Origin of the sequence: Hathewaya massiliensis, from assembly GCF_902143515.1 — a bacterium.
GTDB lineage: Bacteria > Bacillota > Clostridia > Clostridiales > Clostridiaceae > Hathewaya > Hathewaya massiliensis.
In genome coordinates, this window is sequence record NZ_CABFVD010000009.1 from 37,674 (window position 1) to 60,333 (window position 22,660).

Sequence of the window (22,660 nt, forward strand, 5' to 3'; positions counted from 1 at the left end):
CCTCCTTATATTATGCCCCTTATTTCTTCTAAACTTTTTATATTTTCTCTTTTCATAAATTTTTCAATTCCTTCTATTATATCTAATGAAGCTGTAGGATGTACAAAGTTTGCAGTACCTACTTGCACTGCTGTAGCACCTGCCATTATAAACTCTATGGCATCTTCAAAGGTCATTATACCCCCTAAACCTATAACCGGTACCTTGACAGCTTTACATACTTCATAAACCATTCTTAAGGCTATGGGCTTTATAGCAGGCCCTGAAAGTCCAGCACATACATTGTTAAACACTGGTCTTCTCTTGTTTATATCTATGGCTAAGGCTTTAAAGGTATTTACTAGTGATAAGGCATCAGCCCCTGCTTCAACACAACTTGCAGCCATGTCTACAATATCTTCTGCATTAGGGGATAATTTTACAATTAGGGGTTTAGAACAATTCCTCTTAACTTCTCTAACTATATCATAGGCAACCTTTGATTTTATTCCAAAGGCCATTCCTCCACTTTTTACATTGGGACAAGATATATTTAACTCAATCATATCTACTGAAGTATTATTTAATTTTTTTACTCCTTCTACATAATCTTCAATAGTTGCCCCACCTAAATTAGCTATTATAACTGTATTATATTTCTCCATTTTAGGTAAGTAATTTTTAATGAAACCATCCACTCCTGGATTTTGAAGTCCTACACTATTCATCATTCCGCTTTTTGTCTCAAGAACTCTATATCCAGAATTTCCTTCTTTTTTATTTAAGGTAAGCCCCTTTGTAGAAATCCCTCCAAGTCTTGAAACATCATATATTTTAGAAAACTCTTCCCCAAAACCAAAGGTTCCTGAAGCCGCAATTACGGGATTTTTAAATTCTATTCCACATATATTTACCTTATTCATTAAATATCAAATCCTCTCCGTAGAATACTGGGCCATCATTACAAGTTGTCTTATTTCCTTCTCTAGTCTTACAGGTACAGCCAAGGCAAGCACCAAGTCCACAAGCCATTCTATTTTCCATAGAGACTATACACTTTTTATTTTCTTTTTTAGCCATATTTATAACCTTTTTCATCATAATTAGAGGTCCACAGGTTATAATAATGTCATACTTCTTTGGATCTAATATCTCAGTTATATATCCCTTATGTCCTTTAGCTCCATTTTCTGTAGATACGTATCTATTATCTACATATTTTTCTACACACTCCATGGAGTAATCCTCATCCCTAAAACCTGCATAAAAATCAATGGAAGAATTTTTTAAATTCTTACTTAGATATACTAAAGGTGCAATCCCTATGCCTCCAGATACCATAGCCACTTTTCCCTTTATATCATCCATATTAAATCCATTTCCTAGGGGACCCATAATTTGAATTTTAGAATCCTCTTTTAAATCCTTAATAAGTTCTGTTCCCTTACCTACCACTGCATATAAAAAACTTATATATTCATTATTTAAATCATAAATACTAATTGGTCTTGGAAGCAATATGGAATCTCCTTCAGGTCTTAACATATAAAATTGTCCAGGAATTCCTTCAAAACTACCTTTAATAGCAATTTCATAGATTCCCTCAGCAACTTTTCTATTAAAAAGCACATTTTCTAAAGAACATATCAAGCATATACACCCCTTTATTTTTTCAGTTTATTTCACTTCTATTGGTTATTTTCTTATCTTAGTTTATCTCCTCTATTTTAATCTAACTTTTTTTATTTATCTTTCTTATGCTAGTTTATTTTAATTCTCCTAATATTTCATCTCTCATTTTTATAGCTGCTTCTCTTGCATAAGTTGCAAATTCTAATTCCTTACCTGGTACTTTTTTATAGGCTAGAATTATTCCTCTTGAAGAGTTTACAACTCCTCCGTTACCATTTTTTAAGTAAGGTACTACATCCTTAGCTCCTCCACCTTGAGCTCCATAACCTGGTATTAAAAAATATGTTTTATTTAAATCTTCCCTAATTTTTCTTCCTTCTTCTTGATGAGTACAGCCTATAACTCCCCCTATGGAGCTATAACCAAAAGACCCTAAATACTCTTTACCTAGATCTTGAATTTTCTCTCCTACTACGTTGTATACTCTTCTATTTCCCTTGGTCTCTATATACTCTATATCCTCTGCTCCCTTATTCGAAGTTCTAATAAGAGCAAATATACCTTTTTCTTTATTTTTTACATAATCTAAATATGGTTCTATGCTATCCATACCCATATAAGGATTTAAGGTTATAAAATCACTTTCAAAATCTCCAGTAAAATGAGCCTTTGCATACATCTCTGCAGTTTTTGAAATATCCCCTCTTTTTATATCTGCTATGGACAGGGCTCCTTTTCCCTTTATATATTTTAAGGTTTTACTATAAGCTATAAGTCCTTCTAATCCTAAAGCTTCATAATAGGCTATTTGTACCTTATAGCAAGCCACCACATCCAAAGTGCTATCTATAATCTCTCTATTAAAGTTAAATAAGGCTTCTCCCTTTGAATTAAACTTTTTTAAATAACTTTCTGGTATATAGCTTATATCAGTATCTAAGCCTAAGCAAACATGTCCATTTTTCTCTACTTTTTGAAACAATCTATCTATTATCATCTTTAATCTCCTTAGACATAAAGTTATTTTCTATATTTAATCTCTCCGTCCTTTATGGTTATTAAAACTTCTCCATAAACTTCTCTTCCATTAAAAGGTGTATTCTTACCCTTTGATTGAAATTCTGTTGAATCTATTATATATTTCTTATTTAGATCAACTAAAACTAAGTTTGCTCTTAATCCTGGTTTTATTTCCCCAGAATTTATATTCATAAGCTTTGAAGGGTTTTTACTCATAATCTCTGATAACTTATTTAAACTTATATGCCCTTCCCTAACTAACTTTGTATAACAGAGAGAAAAGGAAGTTTCTATGCCTGATATACCTGGTGCTCCTTTTTTCTTATCTTCTTCCCTATGAGGTGCATGGTCTGTTGCTATACAGTCTACATAATTTTCCTTTATAGCTTTGATTAAAGCTTCCACATCTTCTTCCTCTCTTATTGGTGGGTTAACTCTATAATCACTATTACTTAGTGCTAGATGATGTGGAGTTACTTCACAAGTTAAATTAGTCCCTCTGTTTTTTGCATTAATTATAGCTTCTATGCTTTCTTTTGTGCTTACATGAGCTATATGAACCTTTGCCTTTGTATGTTCACATAGAGCTATATCTCTAAAAGTCATCATATTTTCTGCAAGGCGCATATCTATTTTAGAAAATACACTAGTTTCCGCATGAGATATTAGTATAAGGTTTTTTTCCTTAGCTTTCATCATTGCCTCATACATAATCTTATCTGAATTTACTCCAACTCCATCATCGGATATAAATCTTACTTCCTCTGTTAAATGATTTAAATGTTCTATGGAGTCTCCCTTCATATCCTTTGTAGCAGAAACTATTTGATTTATCTCTGTAATATTAAGTTCTTTTCCTTTGTTCATTACATAGTTAAAGGTATTCATATCACTACAAATTGGATTTGTATTAGCCATTAAATTAACAGCGGTATATCCCCCTTTAACTGCTGCCTTAGAGCCTGTTTCTAAGTTTTCTTTAAATGTATACCCTGGATCTCTAAAGTGACAATGCATATCTACAAAGGAAGGCATTAAAGTATTTCCATGACCATCTATTATTTCACAGTGTTTTTCTAGATTTATTCCAATTTCTTTTATAATTCCATTTTCTACATAAATATCTCCTCTAAAATTCCCCTCTGCACTTACCATATCTATATTTTTAATTAATAATTTCATATAACCACCTCTTCAACTCTAAAATTTGACCATGAGCAAACAATAATACTCATGGTCATTAATTTTTTAAAGCCTATAAACTTCATCACAATATTCACATCTATAAGTTCCTTTTTCTCTATCAACTAGGTAAAAATTATGACTTATCTCCTGTTCTACAGAGGTTATACACCTTGGGTTATTGCATTTTACAACATTTTCTATTCTTTCTGGCAATCTAGGTTTTACCTTACGTACAACCTTTTCTTCTTCTATAATATCAATTGTTATGCCTGGATCTATAAAACCTAAGGCAGTAAGATCTACATCCAACTGATTTTCTATTTTTATAATATCTTTTTTCTCATTTTTTCCACTATGAACATTCATAATTAAGGCTACAGGAAAATCTACCTTATCTAAGCCTAGATAGTAAAAAATCTTCATTCCAAGTCCCGCTTTTATATGATCTATTACAATTCCTTTTTTAATTGGATTTATAGCTAACATTACTTGTCCACCCCCAAAAGTTTTGCAATTAATGCCATTCTAACAAACATACCAAACTTTGCTTGTTTAAAATAAGCTGCTCTTGGATCCGTATCAATCTGTATTGAAATTTCATTTACCCTTGGTAATGGGTGCATTACTATCATATTTTTCTTTGCAAACTTCATTTTATCTTCATTTAATATATAACTATCTTTTAATCTTATATATTCCTCTTCATTGAAAAATCTTTCTCTCTGAACTCTTGTCATATAGAGTATATCAACCTCTTCTATAACATCTTCAATTCTTTCAACTTCTTTAAATTCTATGGAGTTTTTTATTAAAATTTCTTCTCTAATGTAATCTGGAACTTTTAGTTCTTTTGGAGATATAAGTATAAACTTATTGTTTTCATATCTTGACATGGCTTTAATTAATGAGTGAACGGTCCTTCCAAACTTTAAATCTCCACATAATCCTATGGTTAAATTTGAAAGTCCTCCCTTTAATGAGCGAATAGTAAGTAAGTCAGTTAGTGTTTGTGTTGGATGCTGATGTCCTCCATCTCCTGCATTGATAACTGGCATTGTAGAGTACATGGATGCAATTTTAGCTGAGCCTTCTTTTGGATGTCTCATAGCAGCAATATCTGCATAACACTCAACAGTTCTTATGGTATCTGCAACACTTTCACCTTTAGCAGCTGAACTTGATTTAGCTTCTGAAAACCCAAGTACTTTTCCACCAAGCCTTAACATAGCAGCCTCAAAACTTAGTCTTGTTCTTGTACTTGGCTCATAGAAAAGAGTGGCAAGTATTTTCCCATCACAAATGTGGGCATACTCCTCTGGATTTTCTATTATTCTTTCTGCAAAATCTAAGATTTCATCTAATTCTTCTGTAGTGAAATCCATTGGATCAATTAAGTGTCTTCCTTTTAACATATAAAACTCCTCCTTTTTAGTCTCTCGGGACTAGGTTTAAAGGTAATAAAAAAAGTCTCCCTTATTTAAGGAAGACTGAATTTATCTACTTTATGTATTGGATATTTTCATTTTTTAAGTTATAATTTAGTTATACATAAATTTTATGTTATTTTATTACTTATAACTTAAAAAACTTAATTCTTCTTCCTTATAGACCTCTCTGGATCTATATTAAAGGTATTATTTTTTTCTTCTAAACCAATATACACTAGTTTTTTTGTTAAGTCAAGGTAAAAATTTATTTATTGTAATTTTAAGTTTCACTTTAAATTTACGATAATAATATAGTCCTGTAAACTTTATATATAGGCAAAAAATGTACTAAGAATACTTAAGTTACATTATACACCATCATAATTCATATAGTAAAATATTATAAAAAAATAGATAAGTTTTAGTGGGAGTTTAATACTTAGTATAAACTCTCTCACTAAAGATAGTAAAAGGAGTGTGCAATAATGAAAATAGATAATAACTCTCTTGATAACAATAAAATTATAGAAGAATTTTTTAAATCTTCTATTGCAAAAGAAGTTCTTAGTAGTAGTAGTTTAGGAAAAAATGGAAGCTTCTCCATTGTATTAGAATCTTTGTTAGGTGCCCTTGGAAATAGCTCTAATAACCTAGATAGCTTAAATTCTAATATTCCTGGAGTAAATTTAGGCTCTCTAGAAAGCGGGCTAAAAGATTTAACAGGCGGTATAGAGTTTAGAAACTTAAATAATAGTTATATAGACAAAACTCCCCCTACTTATTCTTATAAAGCTTCAGGAACACCATATTCTAATGGAAAAGTAATTGTTAAGGATCAAAGAATCCTAGATGCCATAGAAAAATACTCTAAAAAATATAACATGGACAAGGATTTAATTATTGCAGTTATAAAGCAAGAGTCAGATTTTAATCCTAATTGTGTATCTCATGCTGGTGCCATGGGTCTTATGCAATTAATGCCTGAAAACTGTACTGAATATGGAGTTTCAAATCCTTATAACGTTGAACAAAATATTGATGCTGGAATTAGACATTTAAAAGATATGATTAATATTCAAAAAGGTAACCTACTGTTAGGCCTTGCTTCTTATAATGCAGGACCTGGAACTTTAAGAAGAAGAGGTGTCACAACTGTAGAAGGAATTTCAAAACTTCCAAGTGAAACTCGTAACTATGTAAAAAAAGTAATGAAATACTATAAAGGTTAAAAAAACTTCTTGTTACTTCTTAGATTCTATTGTAGAATTTATTTATAGACCTATTAAATACCATATATTAAAAGTGAGGAGTTTTTATGTCAAGAAAAAAAACAAATGTCCGAAAGAAAATTTGGACAAGACCTATTTTAAGTAACCTTTTCTTCTTGTTTATGGGGATTATATTTATAATTTCTCTTAACACCATAAAAGAAATAAAAAACCTAGACAAAAATCATAAAGAAAATATGAAAAACTATGAATTATCTAGAGGAAATAAGAGTTTCAAACCTTCCTATTTAAATAAAGAAGAACTAAAGAAACTTTCTAATAAGACCATTGTCATAGACCCAGGACATGGAGGCTTTGATGCGGGAACTTCTTCAAAAGACAATAAACTTAAAGAAAAGGATCTTAACCTTAAAATATCTCAGTATTTAGAATCTTATTTAAAAGAATCTGGGTGCAAAATTGTAATGACTAGAACCTCTGATGTTGCTATGGAAGGTGCTACTAATGAAAATGAAGATTTAGCTAAAAGAACGGAGATTATTAATAATTCTAAGGGTGACTTAATGGTTTCTATACATATTAACTTTTCTGAAGATCCTACAATTAGTGGAGTTAATGCATATATTAATTCTCCTTCAGGATATCAAAGAAAAGAGAGAACTGAACTATCTAAAGAAATTTTAAAATCCTTATCTGACTCCGGTTATTGGAAAACTGGGGATGTTTTAGAAGACAAGCTATATATTTTAAAACACTCAGATATGCCTTCAACCCTTATAGAATGTGGTTTTATAACTAATGAAGGAGATAAGAAAAAACTTCAAGATGATTTTTATCTTCAAGACTTAAGTGCAAGAATAGGAATTGGAATAATTAAATACCTACAAAATGAGCCGAAATAACTTCTCTTTAAGTTATTTCGGCTTCTTTATCTAATTGGATACCTTAGTCCCCATATATTCACTCATTTTCCTCCACTTTTCTGCATACTCACCTACTGCCCATTCAATCATTACAACTTTTTCATTGTCCTCCATGGATATAACTTCTATAGGTTTTTTGGATATATCTTCGTTAGTTAAAGAATATACCATCAAACTTTTTTTATTAATAATAATTAATATATCCTTATTAGGTGATGTAAAGGCATCTACAGCATCTGGTACCTTACTTTTTATATCATTCCAAGATACGCATAATTCATCATAATTCATTATGCCATTGGTTGGAACAAGATTTAATATATAATCTTCATATTTATGTTCATTTTTTTTATCTTCAGCTCTTCCTACTGCAATCCAATGACCATTTTTTCTAAGTAAAGAAAAATTCTCTTCTCTTGCTATCATTTCTTTACTTAAAAATTCATCTTCAATATTACTAAAATCTTCTGGTTCTTGTTCTTTAAAAATATCATAAACTTTTAAGGGTCCTTTTTTTAAATTATCTAAGGGAAGTACTGCAAATCTGTTCTTATTAATATTAGATGGATCTTTTCCCATACCATATTCTATTCCTACATAGTCATTACTTATAAAATTTATATTACAAACCATGCTTTGATCTTTTAAAATTGGAATTAAATTTTCTGGATTAACATTTAAATCTTTATCTATATGTCTCCTATCTTCTATTATATATGGACTAAAACCTTCAATAAAAGCATCATTAATTACACGCCTATCAAGAGATAAGCTCCAAAACCCAGTCATTCTTGGAATTACAAGGTCCTGCACTTCAATAATTTCCTTAACTTCTTTATCTTTTGTATTTATAGCTATGGTTTTATATTTACTCGTAGTGACTTTTTTAATATTACTAGTATTCCTACCTAGTTCAGTACTGCCTTCACCTCTAAGTCCTATATACACTGTACTTTTTAAAGGTTTTTTATTGTTTTTTTTCTCTTCTTTAAAAACTTTAGATTTTTCATTAGAAGCATCTTTTATATTTTCTTCAACTTCAGAGCTTTCTTTTTTTATATTTATAAAAGAATTAAAAGCATGTATTATAGCATTATTACTATCAATATATATTACATCGTAAAAATGTTTTTCCCCAGAAGTTATGGATATTATATTTATTTCATCCTTATCTATGCCAAGTTCTTCTTTAGTTTTATTATAGGCATATATTAGATATTGATTTGTTTTTACTGTTTTTATTTTAAATATAGGGTTATAGCACACATCTTTCCCTATTCTTACAAAGTCAGGGGAAAACTCTATCTTGTGAATTTTCTTTTCTCCTAAACCTTTTTTAATCTCACTGTTTTGCCCAATATAAGATATCACCGACCAAACTCCACTTATGGGAATACTTTTATTGTTAGGTTTAGATATTTTTTCTCTTGTGTCCATATTTAAATTTACACAACCATTTAAGAAAAATATCATAATAAAAATACTTATAAACGCCCTTATTTTCATCTTCATTAAATTCGCCCCTAAACTCCTTTTATTCTATGTAAATTGGAAGTTTTATTATAACCTTAGTCCCCTTTCCTTCCTCACTTTCTATTATAAATTTTCCTTCATGCAATTTTATTATCTCATCACAAATTGAAAGTCCTATTCCGTTTTGAGATTTGCTAGTCTTGCCTTTGTAAAACTTTTCTTTAACTTTAGGAAGCTCCTCTTTGCTAATTCCTACACCATTATCCTGAACTTCTATAACTTCATGTTCAAATTCTTTATAAACACGAAAAGACACTTTACCTTCTTCAGATGTAAATTTAAAAGCATTGTCCAATATATTTATACAAACTTGTTTAATCCTGTTTTTATCCATAATTATTTTAGGTAGGTCTTCTTCATAAAAAACTTTAAACTCAATTCTATCCCTTTGAGCCCTAGGTTTTAAGTATGTCTCTATATATTTACATAGTTCACTTAAATGAACCTCTTCTTTTTTTAACTTAACCTTTCCAGATACAAATCTTGAAAAATCTAAAAGCTCCTCCACCATGTTGCTAAGTCTATCACTTTCTTTTTCTATAATGCTAAGCCCCTCATTTAAGGTATCCTTATCTATATCATTGGTGTTTAAAACTACAGCCCATCCTTTAATAGCAGTTAGTGGTGTTCTAAGTTCATGTGATACAGAAGAAATAAAATCATTTTTTAGGGCATCTTTTTTCTCTATTTCCTCTGCCATATAGTTCAAAGTAGAAGATAACTTTCCAATTTCATCTTCCCTGTTATTTTCATATCTGGTCTTAAAGTCTCCAGCTGCCATTTGTTCAGCAACAAAGGTAAGTTCCTTAATAGGTACAATTATAGATTGACCTAAAAACAAACTTGCAATAGAACCTATTAAAATAACTATAGCTCCTATTATTAAAAAGATTAAAATGATATTTTTAATATCTCTATTTACAAATTTTAAAGAAGTTATAAACCTTAATACGCCTACTATCTTACCATCTGCTTTTAATGGATAAGAAATTGCCATAACTCCATCTTTATCGTATTTTACAGTCCCTCTCCAAACCCCATATTCACCGCTTAAGGCCTTTTTATAGTCTGGATATTTTATAAGTTCTTCGTGTTTTACTCCTATAGAATCCATTAATATCTTACCCTTAGTATCTATTATCTGTACTTGTGCCGGTGTTTGCTTCCAAAAAACATCTACATTAGACATAACATTTTCTTCTAAGCTAGAGGATGAAAAATATCTATTATAAAATTCTGCAGAGGTTTTGATTTGACTTAATAAATTTTGCTCTAAATTACCATAAAAATAAAGAGTAATAAATCTAAATAAAATTATTTCTAATATTAAAATACTAAAAAATATAACCTGTATGTAACTTTTCGTTAACCTTCTTTTTATACCCTTATTACTACAAACATTAAATTCTTTTCTCATAATTTATTTTTTTGACCATCTATACCCAACTCCCCAAACTGTTTCTATATATTTAGGATTTGATGGATCCTGGTTCTAAAAATATGTACAAATGTACTCAAATTAGATAATTCGCACTTATCACACCTTATGGTGGCTTAAAGTCTTGGATGTACCAGTACATTTATCTAATACAAAGTGGTTTATATTAAATAAATCTCCTACAACCGTATTTTAAAATTTTACAATGAAAGAATTATTTAACCCTCATTTCTGATAAAATATATGCTCTATTTTCATAGGGTACATATATTTGTGATTAAATATTCTTTTATATCACTTTAAATTAATTAATTCTATTTTCTAAAATCTCTTTAACTTTTTTATAATTTGTATACAAGGTAATTTCTTTATCATATTTTCTTTTTAATATATTTTTACTTGCATTAGTATCAGAATGAATTTCACCACATTTAGGACAAGTAAACAAATCACCATCTCGTTTGCCGAAACTTCCACATACATTACAAACTTTACTTGTATAAGCTGGATTAATATAAGTATATTTGATACTATTGTAATTACACTTATATTCTAATCTTTCTCTTATATATCCCTTTATCCACCTTGATAATTTACGTTTTACTGATTTAGGATACCTATCATTCCAATTAACAAAATCTAGATTTTCCATAACTATTTCAGTAGGTTTTTCTATATTTATTAACTGATTTAGTGAACAATTTATATAAGATTTAACAGTTTGGTCATGCTTCTTTTTATTGTGATTATATTTTACTTTACCTAAATTATTCTCTTTTATAGCATTAGCTTTTTTAATATTGTTTTGCTCTAAATATTGATTATATAAAGCCCAAAATCTATTCCTTTGAGAATTTATTTTATTTAATCTCTCAGTTTCTTTGGATAATATATTGTTTAAGCCTTCACCATAAAATTCATCACTTGATACTGCAAATAAATATTTATATCCTTTATCTATTCCTATAATATTTTCTTTATTATGATTTACCTTTGTTTTAATTTTTAAAGGACAATGAATTTCTATTTTATTATCTATTCTTTTAACTATCATAGTTCTATCATACTTATTATTATCAGTTAATTTAATAGATAATCGTCTACCTTTCTTAGTAGATGTAATATTTATATATCCATCCTTATACCTATATAAACCTGTATCGATAGAAAATGTTCTTCCTATTTTAGAATATGGTATTTGTCCTTTATATCTTCTTGTATATCTTTTAATAAGGCTATTAAGATATTTATAATTTAAGTTTTTCTCTTTAAATATTTTAGGAATTTCAAAAGATTTATTAGTTAATACTTCATAATAATCATCATTGAATTTAAGGATATAATTTATATAATGCTTATCTTCATTTGATAAATTATTATTTGCTTTACATTGTTCTTTAATTCTTTTCTTGATATTAGTCCACTCTGTTTTTATATTACCCATAGCTTCTGACAAAGCTAATTTCCAATATCTCGCAGGTAATTTCCATTGCTCTGCAAACTTTGTTTTTACCCATTCGTCTCTTATTTTCCTATGACGATCAATTAGTAGAATACTATTTATACCACTAAATCTTGAGTATACATAATTCTTTACACTTTTATATTTATTACCTATAAACAATAATTCTTGCAATATATTATTATCTAATTTATACGAATATTGTTTTACTGTTTTAATCATAGTATCCACTAATTCTCACCTCACTTATTGACTATAATTTTTTACTATATCAATATTTTTTATTCATATTAATATAGCTTTATAAAGTGATTTTATAGATATTAATAAAGATAATATAAAAGTTGCAATTTCTAATGAGCAATTGAAAATTCTATCATATAAACAACAATGTAATATTCTGTAATTAATTACGTTTATAATTTAATTGTTAAAGATTTTAAAAAATAAATAATTATAAAATTTTAAAATACGGCTGTTTTGCAATTCATCTAATTTACATTTGTAATATTTTTAGAGTGTTCACATAAGGTCGTTACTCTTACGCAGTTCTCTTATGAACTTCTTATACTTTCATATAAGCACAGACTATATCACAACCCTAAATAATTAGGGTCCTCCCCATTTCCCCTCACTTGAAGGTACGAGATTACTCTCTAGTCGTTGAGCCTTTTCCTATTCGGAACTTGGTTGCTGATTACCCATTGTCAATGTGTTTAGGATTTAACCTTGCACTATCTACATTATTTTTTCTACTTTCGTCACCTTCACGCTTAGACTTATTTCATTCTTACGTTGTGGTTAATGTAGCTTTAGGGACTTCCAGCAGTTAAAGGAGTTTTGGATGCTTTTTTAAACATCACTCTACACTCTTTACGAATGTAGGGAGCTTTTTAATAAAATATATACATTTAACTATAATTCTCTATATGTGTTTATATTTTATGAAACTATTTGTTGCTCCTCTATTTTAGTTCTAAGCCTTCTAATGTTTACATCTACAATCTTAGACTCTCCATAAAAATCCCACCCCCACACTTCATTTAAGAGCATCTCCCTATCAAATGCTCTTCCAGGGTTCTCCATAAAAGTTTTCATAATCAAAAATTCTTTTGGGGTAGTATCAATTTCAGCCCCATTTTTATATAACTTTTGTGAATACATATCTAATTTAAAGGGATCATTTAATATAAACTTATCTTCTTCTAAACTTTCCATACGCCTTAACACAGATTTAATTCTAAGTAATAACTCCTTAGGATTAAATGGTTTTACTACATAGTCGTCAGCTCCACTTTCAAGTCCCTCTATTCTATCATCATCTTGCCCTCTTGCTGTTAACATTATAATTCCCATATCTTTATGCTTTTTTCTTAAAACTTCACAGAGCTGAAAACCATCTATTCCAGGTAACATAACATCTAAAAGTACCAAATGAGGTTTTACTATTGTTATTTTTTTTAATGCCTCCTCAGCACTTTCAGCCTCTTCAACATTAAAATCATTATTCTTTAAAAATACTTTTATAAAACTACGTATACTTCTCTCATCTTCTACCAAAAGTATCTTATATGCCATTTTGAAATACTCCTTTAAATTTAATTACTATTTATTATTATAACTTATTAGAGAGTTTTATGGGGTTACAATATATTTAAATTTATGTTTTATAAAAATTAATAAATAAAGTTCTTGACGGTGACCTTACGTCATGTATTAATATATAGTTAGGAGTGAGGTGATATTATTTGGATAAGTATCTTACCACTGGCGAATTTTCAAATAAAGCTGGGGTTACAATTAGAACCTTAAGATATTATGATAAAATTAATCTTTTAAAACCCTCAAATTATAATGAAAATGGTCATCGATTATATAGTATGCAGGACTTTATAAAGCTACAAAAGATACTTACTTTAAAATTTATAGGACTTTCTCTGGAAGACATAAGCAAAATAATGCTGTTTGATGGTCAAAATGAAGATCTTAAAAATTCCCTAAGTCTTCAAAAGAAAATTATAGAAAATAAGATTTCCCATTTTAACACCATAGTTAAGGCCATTGATGAAGTTTTAAAAAACATATCTCATACAGATACCCCAAAATGGGATGAGATAATTGGCATTATTGATATAGTAAACAAAGACAATAAATGGATAGAACAATATAAAAATGCTACTAATTTAAGATCTAGAATATTTATACATGAAAATTACAGTAAGAATAAAAAGGGATGGATGCCTTGGTTTTTCGATGAAGTATTAAGTTTAAACTTAAATGGTGAAGTTAAAATACTAGAGCTTGGTTGTGGAGATGCTAGCCTATGGGTTAAAAACATAGATAGAATCCCCTCAAATTTCAAAATAACTTTATCTGACTTTTCAGAGGGAATGCTTAAAGATGCTCAGGATAACTTAAAAGATTATACTGATAAGTTTGAATTTAAACTTATTAATGCTGAAAATATACCTTACCCTTCTGAAGAGTTTCATATAGTCATTGGAAACCACCTTTTATACCATTTATCTTATATTGATAAGGCTTTAGAACATATAAAAAGAGTTTTAAAACCCGGTGGATACTTTTTCTCCTCTACTGTGGGGGAAAACCACATGAAAGAATTAAAAGTCTTAATTGATAATTTTAATTCAAATGAACTTACTTCTGATAGTTTAAAAAATACAAGAAGTTTTACTTTAAAAAATGGAGAAAATATTTTAAAAAATTATTTTAAAGATGTTATAATGAAAAGATATGAAGATGCACTTATTATTGATAATGCACTTCCTCTTATACATTATATATTTTCTGTACCAGACAATGTACATGATAATTTTAATGAAAAACTTTATAAAAAATTAGTAACTTATATTGAGGACATAATAAATAAAGCAGGTAAAATTGTAATAACCAAAGATACTGGTTATTTTAGATGTATTAAATAAAGAAAGGATGAAATCTATGAAAAAATATAACATTCCATTTTCCCCTCCAGATATTACTGAGAGAGAAATTAATTCTGTAGTTGAGGTTCTAAAATCTGGTTGGATTACTTCAGGTCCAAAGGTTAAAGCCTTTGAAGATGAAATTGCAAAATATTGCAATACCACTAGTGCTGTAGCTGTATCCAGTGCTACTGCTGCTATGGAACTTATTTTAAAAGTATATAATATTAAGGCTGGAGATGAAATAATAACAACTCCATATACTTATACAGCTACCTCTAGTGTAGCAGTTCATAGAGGTATAAAACCTATTTTTGTAGACACTAAAAAAGATAGTTTCTTAATCGATGAAGAAGAAATTAAAAAAGCTATAACTGAAAAAACCAAAGCTATATTTACTGTAGACTTTGCAGGTGTTCCTGTAGACTTTGATAAAATAAAAAATATGTTAAAGGAAATGGGAAGAGAAGATATTATCTTAGTATCTGATTCAGCTCACTCTTTTGGAGCTAAATATAAAGGGAAAAATGTAGGTGGCCAATTCCACTTCCATACCTTCTCATATCATGCTGTTAAAAATCTTACCACTTCAGAAGGTGGAAGTATAACATTTAACGATAATAATTTCCTAGGAAAAGAAGACTTATATAAGGAATTTAAAGTTACTTCCTTACATGGTCAAACAAAAGATGCTCTATCTAAAATGAAAGCTGGAGCTTGGAAATATGATATTGTAACCGATGGATTTAAATGCAATATGACTGATATACAAGCAGCTATAGGTCTTGTACAACTTGATAGATATGATGAAATTATAAATAAGAGAAGAGAAATATTTGAAGTTTACAATAGAATCTTAGAAAAGAAAGATTGGGCTATTATACCATTTATGAAGGATGAAGAAAAGGAAACATCTTATCACCTATATCCTTTAAGAATTAAAGGCTTTGATGAAGAGAAAAGAAGCTTAGTAATTCAAAAACTTGCGGAAATGGGTATTGCAACAAATGTTCACTTTATACCTCTTCCAATGTTTACGCTATATAAAAACCTTGGATATGATATTAAAGATTACCCTAATGCTTATAACCAATATGCAAATGAAATTTCCCTACCAGTTTATCCAAATCTTTCACTAGAGGATGCAGAAGCTGTAGCTAAAGAACTTGTATCTTGTGTAGAGGAACTTTTAAAATAACTATATTAAGAAAGGATAGTGTACAATGAAAGTTAATTTTTATACTTCTTTAAGAGAATATGAGGACAAAAAGCAAGAATTTAATGAAGCTATATTTAATGTAATTCAAAGAGGTGTATCAACCCTTGGACCTGAAGTTAAGGACTTTGAAAAAGCTATACAAGAATTTACTGGAGCTAAGCACGCAATTGGTGTAGCATCAGGTACTGATGCTCTTGTACTATGCTCAGATATTTTGGGCTTTAAGGATAATAAGGAAGTTATAACTTCACCTTTCACATTTTTAGCTTCTACTTCTTGTATTGCAAGACATAAAGGAAAACCTGTTTTTGTTGATATAGACGAAGAAACATTTAATCTTGATGTTAATCAAGTAGAAGAAAAAATAAATGAAAACACTGTAGGTATACTACCTATTCATCTTTTCTCACAAATGGCAGATATGGATAAGGTAATGGATATTGCTAATAAACATGATTTAAGAGTTTTAGAAGATGCTGCCGAAGCCTTTGGTATGAGATGGAAAGGTAATGGAAGTGACTATAAACATTCAGGAACCATAGGTGATATGGGTATATTCTCCTTCTTCCCTACTAAAACTTTAGGTGGCTATGGTGATGGTGGAATGATCGTAACTAACGATGATAATCTAGCTGAACTTGCAAGATCATATAGAGTTCATGGAGCAACCAAAAAATATCACTACGAGCACTTAGGATATAACTCTAGATTAGATACAATTCAAGCTGCTGTGCTTTTAATTAAGTTAAAGTATATGGAAGAATCCATAAAAAGAAGAGAAGTTATAGCATCATGGTATATGGATAGATTAAAAGATATTGAGCAAATTAAATTACCTGTAATTAAAGGTGATCAAAAACCTGTTTACTATGTATTTAATATACTAGCTGAAAACCGTGATGATTTAGCAGAATACTTAAAGAAAAATGAAGTTCAATTTAGCATATACTATCCAAAACCACTACATCTTCAAAAATGTTTTGAATACCTAGGTTATAAAAAAGGTGATTTCCCTGTAGCTGAAAGAGCTTGTGAAAAAGTATTAGCTCTTCCAATATACCCTGAAATAACCGAAGAAGAAGTAGACTTTGTTTGTGAAAAAATTAGAGAATTCTATAAATAAAAATTATAAGCTTACAGTAGATTATTTTCATCACTGTAAGCTTATTTATAATTATAAATCTTATCCTTGGACGTAACTGCTCTTCTTTCTCCCACTTTGAAAAATATAAGAGTGTTAGATAAGATAGTCATAGTATAAATTATATTAGAAAATCAGGTTTTATTCCCTCTTTCAGATATTCTTCTGCTAAATCTAAAGGTACTGGTTTACTAAATAAATATCCTTGAGCAAGATCGCAAGACTTAGACCTTAATATCTCATATTGCTCTTTTGTTTCAACACCCTCTGCTATTATGCTTAACTTCATATTCTTAGCAACTACCATAAGACCATCTATTATAAATTCCTTATTCTTATTTGTTCCTATGTCATCTACAAAAGACTTATCAATTTTAATATTATCAACTGGCAAAGTTCTTAAATAGTTTAGAGAAGAATATCCTGTCCCAAAATCATCTAAGGAAATGCTAATACCCATACTCTGTAATTGCTTTAATATGTCTATGTTCTTTTTCTCTGACTCTACTAAAATACTCTCTGTAATCTCAAAATCAAGATCTCTAGGATCTATGCCAGAGTTTTTGATTATTTTTTTTACACTATTTAAAAATTCCTTATGTTTTAACTGCTTTGGAGATACATTAATTGAGATTCTTTCATATTTAAGACCTTTTTCTCTCCAAATCTTGTTTTGGTTACAAATTTCATTTATAATCCAATAGCCTATAGGTACTATAAGTCCAGTTTCTTCAGCTACAGGTATAAACTCCGATGGAGGTATATAAGTTTCGCCTTCTCCTAAATTAAGCCTTAGCAACACCTCAAATCCATGTATATCTCCACTTTTAAAATATACCTTAGGCTGATAATACAATGTAAATCCATGATTTTTTAAGGCCTCTCTTAGTTTTAATTCAATAGTAGCTTTTCTATTTATTTCTAAAGTCATTTCGCTTTCATAAAATTCATATCTATTTTTCCCAAGTTCCTTTGCTTTGTGCATAGCTGTATCTGAATTTTTTAGTAAGCTGCTAAGATCAAAACCATCCTTAGGAAATATAGCAGTACCAATACTAACTGAGCAGTATACATACCTATTCCCAATTAAAAACTTATTGTTTAAAGTATTTAATATTTCCTTAGAAATTTTACGTAACTCTTTATGGCTCTCAATATGGTGTATTATAATTACAAATTCATCTCCACCATATCTTATAACTACACCCTCTTCATCTATAATTGCTTTTAATGTATCAGCGGTCCTTTTAAGTATTAAATCACCAAAGTTATGCCCCAAATTATCATTTATCTTTTTAAAATTATCTATGTCTATAAAAAGCATGGCACCTTTATTATTATTATTTAAAATATCTTTTATTACTTCATCCATGTTTTCTAAAAGATATGCCTTATTTGGCAACAGTGTTAAAGGATCATAATAAGCTAAAAATCTTATTCTTTCCTCATCTTTTTTCCTATATGTAATATCGGAAATACTCCCTGAAATTCTGTTAGGATTATTATTTTCATCCCTCTCAATAGTAGACCTTAAAAATAACCATTTATCCTTATTATTCTTAACCCTAAATTCTGTTTTAAAATTAGGATTTTTATCAAAAATATTCTGATTATATTCCCCAATAACCTTTTGTAAATCCTCATCATATACAATATGATAAAAAATCTCTGAAAACTTCCCATATTTTTTAGAATTACATCCCACTATATCTTTCCATTTACTTGAGCAAAAAAAGTCTTTATTAAAAATATCATATACCCAAATAACATCATTAGATCCATCAACAGCTAGTCTATATTTTTCTTCTACATCTTTTAATTCAGTCTCACTTTTTTCAAGTTCTGTATATTTAATTCTAAGTTCCTCTTCTGTAGAAGCTAGCTGACTATATACTGCTGAAAGCTCCACATAATTGCCATTTAACTCCTTTATCATGATATTAAAACTATTAGAAAGTCTTCCAAATTCATCTTTGGAATTACAAAGGCACTGAACATTTAAATCACCTTTAGTAGCCTTCTCCATATTATTCATAATATCTGTTATAGGATTAGTTATGGTTTTTGAAAATCTTATAGCAGCAATAATACCTATTCCTAAAAATATTCCAGAAAATAAAAATATATATTTAAGTATATTTTGAGCTGGCATATTTATTTCCTTAAGGCTTTGTCCTAAATAAAGTATCCACCCATACTCTTTTATATGATTATACGCTAATAAATCTCCAGAATTTCCACCTAATTGAAGAATATCAAATGAATTTTCACTATTTTCAATCTCTTTATGTTTCACTATTTCTTCTATTTCTTTATTTGACTTAGTTAAAATTTCTCTATTAGAATTAGCTAGGAAAACATATCCACTATCCCCCAATTTTATATCCTTTAATCTACTATTTATACTATTATAACCATACACGTTAATTAAGAGCCCTAAATAATCCCCACTTTTACTTTTAATGGGGTAGGTTATAATATATGAATTTTTTTGTATACTATCCGTTATACTTTTATCTGTAATAACACTATCATTTTTCATTAAATTTTTCCTATTAGAATCTATCCATTTAAAGGTTAAATTTTCTTTTAATGCCTTTTCTTTGTTATTAGCATCAATTACAACTTTACCTGATTTATCTACAATTAAGGTGTTTGAAATATCATTAGAAACCAATCTAGCATTTTTTAAGAAGTAATAAATATGCCTAGTTTTAGAATCAGTTTTTTTATTGGTAAAAAAACTCATGATTCTATCTTTTGTTGCCAAATTTTGAGTTTCTGATTTCTGTTTTACTATTAAATCTTCTATTTGATTACTAGCAATGCTAATTACTGTGCCTATATCTTTTTTACTATGATTTATTAAGGTTTTAGAAAAATATCTATAGGACAATGTACCTAAAAGAATTAATGGAACCATAATAAGTAAACTTATTACAAGCGGTAGCTTTTTTTTTATATCCAAGTTGTGACCTCCAAAATTATTAATTCATTTTTATTATAACACTAAAATAAGTAATATTATATAAAATTTTTTAATATATGATATAATGTATGAACAAAATTATAATCGCTAAGGGGGACCTATATATGTGTGAATTCAAAGAAATTTTATATAAGGATTTAAATCTTAATTTTAAAACCCCAAATTTTAAAACTACAAAAGATATTCCAATTTTCAAAAGTATAATAGGTCAAGAACAAGCTGAAAAATTTTTAGATATGGGGATTCAAATAAATAAAAAAGAATACAATATATATGTGTCTGGTCATAGTAGTAGTGGAAAAACTTCATATATAATAGATAAAATTAAACACTATGCCAAAACAATTCCTGCACCTAAAGATTGGTGCTATGTTTTTAATTTTGAAGATGAGAATAATCCTCATGCTATTTCACTTCCAACAGGTGAAGGTAAAAAATTCAAAACTAACATGGAAGAACTTGTTAATTACTTATACAAAGAAGCTCCAGACTACTTTAATTCTAATTCATATGATAAAGAAAGAAATAATATTCTAAGCAATTATGAACAGAAAATAATGTCTATCACAGATGAGTTAAACTCTAAAGCTAAAAATATGAACCTCTTAATAAAAGAAGACTCTGATGAGGGCTTCGTATTTGTACCCATAAAAGATGGAAAAGAACTCTTAAATGAAGATTATAATTCCTTAAGTGAAGAGGAAAAGGATATTATAAATAAAAACGCCTCTGAATTGCGACTCATATCTATTGATACTATAAAACAAACTAAACTTTTAGAAAAAAACATGGAAGATGAAATATTAAAGTTAGATAATAGTATTGCTGAAAAATTACTAAAAGAGAAAATGGAAAGCTTAGAAAAAACTTATTGTGATAATCCTAAGATTTGTAAGTATTTACATCAAGTAAAAAAGGATATTATAGAGAATATTGAAAATTTCTTAAATGATAACTTTGAAGATAGCAATGATGCTGAAAATAAAAAACTAGAAGCTAATTCTAAACTTTTAGAAAATATGCTAGATGACGCGTTTTCTAAAAGATATGAGGTTAATCTAATCATAAGCAATGATAAGGACTTAGGTGCTCCTGTTATTTTTGAAGATTCACCTGATTACTATAATTTATTTGGTAGGATAGAATATGAGAACAAAATAGGAAATTTAATAACAGACTTTACCCATATAAAAGCTGGAAGTCTTCACAAAGCAAATGGAGGCTTTTTAATAATAAATGCTCACGATTTATTAAATAATCCTGACTCCTATGAAAATCTTAAAAGATGTTTAAAAAATGAGAGTATTTCTGTAGAAAATATTAAAGGCAACCTAGAAATCCTTCCCATAGTAAGTTTAAAGGCAGAAAATATTCCACTAAACCTAAAGGTAATATTAATAGGTAGTAATCTTATGTATTCTATACTTTTAGATCACGACAGAGACTTTCAAAAACTATTTAAAATAAAAGCTGAATTTGATGATGAAGTAGAAAATAATGAAAAAAATATATATGAAACCATAGGATATATAAGTAACTATATAGAAACGAATAAATTTCTTCACATAGAGAAAAATGGTGTAGTTGAACTTTTAAAATATGGGTGTAGGATTTGTGAAAGTAGAAAATACTTGACCTCATCCATTGGCAAACTCTTAGATATTGTGGATATGGCTAATTATTTTGCAAAAAAAGAAGATTCACCTTTTATTAAAAAAGAGCATATAGTTAAATCTCTAAATGAAAATTTAGAAATGCACAGTTTAATAAGGCACAAAATAATAAAAATGTATAAAGATAAAAAATATTTGGTTGATACCTCTGGTTCTAAAATTGGTCAAATTAATGGACTATCTGTTATGGACTTTGGAGATATAGAAATGGGTATGGTTCATAAAATAACAGCTACAACCTATGCAGGAAGAAAAGGTATTGTGAATATTGAAAGAGAAGCTAAAATGAGTGGAAATATTCACAGCAAAGGAGTTATGATATTATCAGGATTTATTGGTGAACTTTTAGGAAGTAACACCCACCTTTCTTTTAATGCCAGCATAGTCTTTGAACAATTATATTCAGGAATTGAAGGAGATAGTGCTTCCTGTGCAGAACTTTTAGCTCTTCTTTCTTCCCTATCTGATATACCATTAAAACAAAATATTGCAATTACGGGTTCTATTAATCAAAGGGGAGAAATTCAACCAATTGGTGGGGTAAATGAAAAAATAGAAGGTTTTTTTGAGGTATGTAGTATTGAGGGATTAGATGGTTCTCAGGGTGTTATAATTCCTTATACAAATAAAGAAGATTTAATATTAAAAGATGAGGTTCTACAAGCAATTAAAGAAGGTAACTTCCATATATATACCGCTTCCACTATAGAAGACTGTCTATATATTTTATGCGAAAATAATTTTAAAACCTCTCATAAAGAATCCATAACGGATGTAATTAAGTATAGGATTCACTTAAAATTAAGTAAGTTCAATGAAATTTTAAACTCAAAAGATTCTTAGATTTTACTATATATTTTATAAA

The 22,660-nt window shown here is 28.7% G+C and carries 17 protein-coding genes; 6 read left to right on the plus strand and 11 right to left on the minus strand.

Annotation, left to right across the window (positions count from 1 at the left end; genetic code table 11):
- Positions 1-5: 5 nt before the first annotated feature.
- The 6 genes from FNZ64_RS14210 to pyrB form a co-directional block, all read right to left on the minus strand.
- Complete coding sequence (locus FNZ64_RS14210) at positions 6-902, minus strand: dihydroorotate dehydrogenase (protein ID WP_142415670.1); 897 nt, start codon at positions 900-902, stop codon at positions 6-8.
- A complete protein-coding gene (locus FNZ64_RS14215; protein ID WP_142415671.1) occupies positions 895-1,629 on the minus strand; it encodes a dihydroorotate dehydrogenase electron transfer subunit in 735 nt (244 codons plus the stop codon). Before FNZ64_RS14215 ends, FNZ64_RS14210 begins: the two co-directional genes overlap by 8 nt.
- A gap of 115 nt (positions 1,630-1,744) precedes the next feature.
- On the minus strand, positions 1,745-2,608 hold the full coding sequence (gene pyrF / locus FNZ64_RS14220; protein WP_142415672.1) for an orotidine-5'-phosphate decarboxylase: 864 nt from the start codon (positions 2,606-2,608) through the stop codon (positions 1,745-1,747).
- A gap of 23 nt (positions 2,609-2,631) precedes the next feature.
- Entirely contained in the window at positions 2,632-3,813 is a 1,182-nt protein-coding gene (locus tag FNZ64_RS14225) for a dihydroorotase (protein ID WP_142415673.1), read from the minus strand.
- Between the two features lie 66 nt (positions 3,814-3,879).
- On the minus strand, positions 3,880-4,302 hold the full coding sequence (locus FNZ64_RS14230) for an aspartate carbamoyltransferase regulatory subunit (protein ID WP_142415674.1): 423 nt from the start codon (positions 4,300-4,302) through the stop codon (positions 3,880-3,882).
- Entirely contained in the window at positions 4,302-5,228 is a 927-nt protein-coding gene (gene pyrB / locus FNZ64_RS14235) for an aspartate carbamoyltransferase (protein ID WP_142415675.1), read from the minus strand. Before pyrB ends, FNZ64_RS14230 begins: the two co-directional genes overlap by 1 nt.
- Positions 5,229-5,728: 500 nt before the next feature.
- Here pyrB and FNZ64_RS14240 point away from each other — a divergent pair, with 500 nt between their 5' ends.
- Both FNZ64_RS14240 and FNZ64_RS14245 read left to right on the plus strand, forming a co-directional pair.
- A complete protein-coding gene (locus FNZ64_RS14240; protein ID WP_142415676.1) occupies positions 5,729-6,472 on the plus strand; it encodes a lytic transglycosylase domain-containing protein in 744 nt (247 codons plus the stop codon).
- Between the two features lie 86 nt (positions 6,473-6,558).
- Positions 6,559-7,374, plus strand: coding sequence for an N-acetylmuramoyl-L-alanine amidase family protein (locus FNZ64_RS14245; protein ID WP_142415677.1), 816 nt, complete (start codon positions 6,559-6,561; stop codon positions 7,372-7,374).
- Positions 7,375-7,404: 30 nt separating this feature from the next.
- On the opposite strand, the gene FNZ64_RS14250 is transcribed toward FNZ64_RS14245, so the two are convergent.
- The 4 genes from FNZ64_RS14250 to FNZ64_RS14270 all read right to left on the minus strand — a co-directional run bounded on the left by FNZ64_RS14250 (position 7,405) and on the right by FNZ64_RS14270 (position 13,406).
- Positions 7,405-8,907: a hypothetical protein gene (locus FNZ64_RS14250; RefSeq protein ID WP_142415678.1), complete on the minus strand. Its 1,503-nt coding sequence runs from the start codon at positions 8,905-8,907 to the stop codon at positions 7,405-7,407.
- 22 nt (positions 8,908-8,929) lie between these two features.
- A complete protein-coding gene (locus FNZ64_RS14255; protein ID WP_142415679.1) occupies positions 8,930-10,345 on the minus strand; it encodes a HAMP domain-containing sensor histidine kinase in 1,416 nt (471 codons plus the stop codon).
- A gap of 325 nt (positions 10,346-10,670) precedes the next feature.
- On the minus strand, positions 10,671-12,050 hold the full coding sequence (locus tag FNZ64_RS14265) for an RNA-guided endonuclease TnpB family protein (RefSeq protein ID WP_243129296.1): 1,380 nt from the start codon (positions 12,048-12,050) through the stop codon (positions 10,671-10,673).
- Positions 12,051-12,770: 720 nt separating this feature from the next.
- Positions 12,771-13,406, minus strand: coding sequence for a response regulator transcription factor (locus FNZ64_RS14270; RefSeq protein WP_142415681.1), 636 nt, complete (start codon positions 13,404-13,406; stop codon positions 12,771-12,773).
- Between the two features lie 170 nt (positions 13,407-13,576).
- On the opposite strand from FNZ64_RS14270, the gene FNZ64_RS14275 reads away from it, so the two are divergent.
- The 3 genes from FNZ64_RS14275 to FNZ64_RS14285 are packed head-to-tail and all read left to right on the plus strand — an operon-like array spanning position 13,577 to position 17,115.
- Positions 13,577-14,773, plus strand: a complete 1,197-nt coding sequence (locus FNZ64_RS14275; protein WP_142415682.1) for a MerR family transcriptional regulator — start codon at positions 13,577-13,579, stop codon at positions 14,771-14,773.
- 16 nt (positions 14,774-14,789) lie between these two features.
- Entirely contained in the window at positions 14,790-15,971 is a 1,182-nt protein-coding gene (locus tag FNZ64_RS14280) for a DegT/DnrJ/EryC1/StrS family aminotransferase (RefSeq protein ID WP_142415683.1), read from the plus strand.
- Positions 15,972-15,996: 25 nt separating this feature from the next.
- A complete protein-coding gene (locus tag FNZ64_RS14285; protein WP_142415684.1) occupies positions 15,997-17,115 on the plus strand; it encodes a DegT/DnrJ/EryC1/StrS family aminotransferase in 1,119 nt (372 codons plus the stop codon).
- 139 nt (positions 17,116-17,254) lie between these two features.
- Here FNZ64_RS14285 and FNZ64_RS14290 read toward each other — a convergent pair whose 3' ends face one another.
- Positions 17,255-20,101: an EAL domain-containing protein gene (locus FNZ64_RS14290; protein WP_142415685.1), complete on the minus strand. Its 2,847-nt coding sequence runs from the start codon at positions 20,099-20,101 to the stop codon at positions 17,255-17,257.
- A gap of 125 nt (positions 20,102-20,226) precedes the next feature.
- Here FNZ64_RS14290 and FNZ64_RS14295 point away from each other — a divergent pair, with 125 nt between their 5' ends.
- The gene (locus FNZ64_RS14295) at positions 20,227-22,638 is read left to right on the plus strand and encodes a Lon protease family protein (RefSeq protein ID WP_142415686.1); all 2,412 of its coding nucleotides are present in this window, start codon (positions 20,227-20,229) and stop codon (positions 22,636-22,638) included.
- Positions 22,639-22,660 lie beyond the last annotated feature (22 nt).